This window comes from Dietzia sp. B44 (assembly GCF_014145245.1).
Taxonomy (GTDB): Bacteria; Actinomycetota; Actinomycetes; order Mycobacteriales; family Mycobacteriaceae; genus Dietzia; species Dietzia natronolimnaea.
Map to the genome: position 1 here is coordinate 1 of NZ_JAALEF010000480.1, position 2388 is coordinate 2388.

3 protein-coding genes and 1 tRNA gene are annotated in these 2388 nt (G+C 70.3%); 2 read left to right on the forward strand and 2 right to left on the reverse strand.

The window, feature by feature from the left end; translation table 11 throughout:
- A partial coding sequence (gene modA / locus G6017_RS14450; protein WP_347238020.1) for a molybdate ABC transporter substrate-binding protein occupies positions 1–615 on the reverse strand: 615 nt, incomplete at its 3' end.
- 10 nt (positions 616–625) lie between these two features.
- On the reverse strand, positions 626–1120 hold the full coding sequence (locus G6017_RS14455; RefSeq protein WP_182610636.1) for a YajQ family cyclic di-GMP-binding protein: 495 nt from the start codon (positions 1118–1120) through the stop codon (positions 626–628).
- A 144-nt stretch (positions 1121–1264) separates the two neighbouring features.
- On the opposite strand from G6017_RS14455, the gene G6017_RS14460 reads away from it, so the two are divergent.
- Together G6017_RS14460 and G6017_RS14465 are read left to right on the forward strand one after the other, a co-directional pair.
- A tRNA-Tyr gene (locus tag G6017_RS14460) sits at positions 1265–1347 on the forward strand.
- 175 nt (positions 1348–1522) lie between these two features.
- On the forward strand, positions 1523–2388 hold an 866-nt coding region (locus G6017_RS14465; protein ID WP_182610637.1), incomplete at its 3' end, for a polyprenyl synthetase family protein.

The following is a 2388-nucleotide window of genomic DNA, read 5'->3' on the forward strand; positions in this document are numbered from 1 at the left end:
GGTGACGTAGACGATGCCGGCGTCGGCCTCCCCGGAGGTGACCTTGCCGCGCACGTCGGTGACCTTGGATTCCTCGCTCACCGGTCGCAGTTCGACGCCAGCCGCCGCGGCCAGCGCGCGCGCCGCGTCGCCGCAGGGGACACCGTCAGCGCACACGACCAACCGGGTGCCGTCGAGTGAGCGGTCCAGACCGGTGACGCCGGCGGGGTTCCCGGGCGGGGTGATCAGGGTGAGGACGTTGGTCGCGAACTCCACCGGCTCACCGGGGATCAGTCCCTCGGCGAGCGCCCGGTCCATGCTCGCGGCATCCGCCGAGGCGAACACGTCGGCGGGAGCGCCCCCGGCGATCTGGTCGACCAGCCCGGCCGATCCGTCGAAGGACAGCCGTACCTCGACCTCGGGGTTCTGACGCTCGTAGTCCTCGGCTATCCGGGTGAACGCGCTGGTGAGCGAGGCGGCGGCGAAGACCGTGAGCAGAGGCGAGCCCTCGTCGTCGTCGATCCCGACAGAACATCCCGCCAGCAGGGACATCCCCACGGCCGCGGCGAGCACCCGCACGCCGCCCGCGCCGGCGGCACGCTGCCGGCTCCTCCTGCGTCCCCCTGGGAAGGGCACGGTCGTCGGACTACCGGTAGTTGGTGAACTGCAGCGCGACCTCGAGATCGGCCTTCTTGAGCAGCTGCATGCACTCCTGCAGGTCGTCGCGCTTCTTGGACGACACCCGGATCTCCTCGCCCTGGATCTGCGCCTTGACGCCCTTGGGGCCCTCGTCGCGCAGGAGCTTGGTGATCTTCTTGGCGTTCTCCTTGTCGATGCCCTGCTTGAGGGAGCCGACCAGGCGGAAGCCCTTACCGGACGGCATCGGGTCGCCCACCTCCAGCGCCTTCATGCTCAGGCCCCGGCGGACCAGCTTCTCGATGAACACGTCCTTGGCCGCCAGCACACGGTCCTCGGAGGCCGCGACGATCTCCAACGCGTCGTCACCCTTCCACTCGATACCGGCGTCGGTACCGCGGAAGTCGTAGCGGGTGCCCAGCTCCTTGGCGGCCTGGTTGAGGGCGTTGTCCACCTCCTGGCGGTCGAACTCCGAGACGATGTCGAACGAGGACTCCGAGGCCATGGACGCGCTCCTTCTCCTGGGTTGGGGGACGATCCCGGCCAGGCTACCCGGCCGTGACATCCGCCCGGGCCACCCCGCCGGCCCCCGATTTGGCACCGGGGGTCACACGCGTTGTATCGTGTCCTAGCGCCTTCAAGGGTGCACGCCAGATTGCCCGAGCGGCCAAAGGGAGCGGATTGTAAATCCGTCGGCTTATGCCTACGTTGGTTCGAATCCATCATCTGGCACGCGAGACCCCCGCCACAAGCGGGGGTCTTCGTGCATTTCCTGGCCGCGATAGTGTGGCCGTGTGACACCGTGGACATCAGCGGCGCCGGGTGCGGGACGCCGGTGTGCCGCATCTCATCGAAAAGATTCGAGGTGAGGGGTATCCACGACAGGGTCGGCTCCGAACAACAGGACATGACACTGGATTCGGTAAGCGCCGCCCAGCGGATGACCTCTCGCGACCTGCCCGACGGCCTGGGTCCCGCCGTCGACGACTGGGCGGCCGATCTCGACCGCACCACCCGATCCGGCAAGGGCATGCGCTCGGCACTGTTCGACGCGGTCTACACGCACGCCGGCGGTCGCGACGAGGCGGTTCGCGCCGCCGCCTGTCAGGCGCTCGAACTCCTCCACGAGGCCTTCCTGGTCCATGACGACGTGGCCGACGGCGACGACCACCGCCGGGGCCGGCCCAACCTGCAGGGTCGGACCACGACGCGGGGTGCCGAGCAGGGGTTGTCCCGGGAGACCGCCGCGCACGTCGGCATGGTGGGGGGACTGCTCGGCGGGGATCTCCTCCTGGTGGCCGCGATGGGCGAGTTCGCCCGGTTGCCCGTGCCGGCGCCCGTGCTGCACCGCGCCATGGCGGAGGTCGAAGGCGCGGTGGTGGCCTCCATCGCCGGGGAGTACGCCGACGTGCACGGTGCGGCCCACGGTGAGCCGACCACGCAGGAACACGCGCTGGCGATCGGTGCCGCCAAGACCGCGGCCTATTCCGTGACCCTGCCCATGGTGCTGGGCGTGGTCCTGGCCGGGGGGCCGGAGGAGATGATCCCCCCGCTCCGTGAGACCGGTCGCCACCTGGGCACGGCGTACCAGGTGGTCGACGACGTCCTGGGCGTGTTCGGCGACCCGGCGGTGACCGGCAAGTCCAACGAGGGTGACCTGATGCGCGGTGCCCCCACGGTGTTGCTCGCCTTCGCCTCCACCACCGATCTCTGGCCGCGCGTCGACGCCGCGCTCGGTGGCACCGACGCCGGCCGGCCCGGCCCTGACCCGGC

What these genes read in the sequence shown, in the direction of transcription:
- G6017_RS14455 (WP_182610636.1), bottom strand. Translation starts at nt 1,120, where the DNA reads ATGGCCTCGGAGTCCTCGTTCGACATCGTCTCGGAGTTCGACCGCCAG.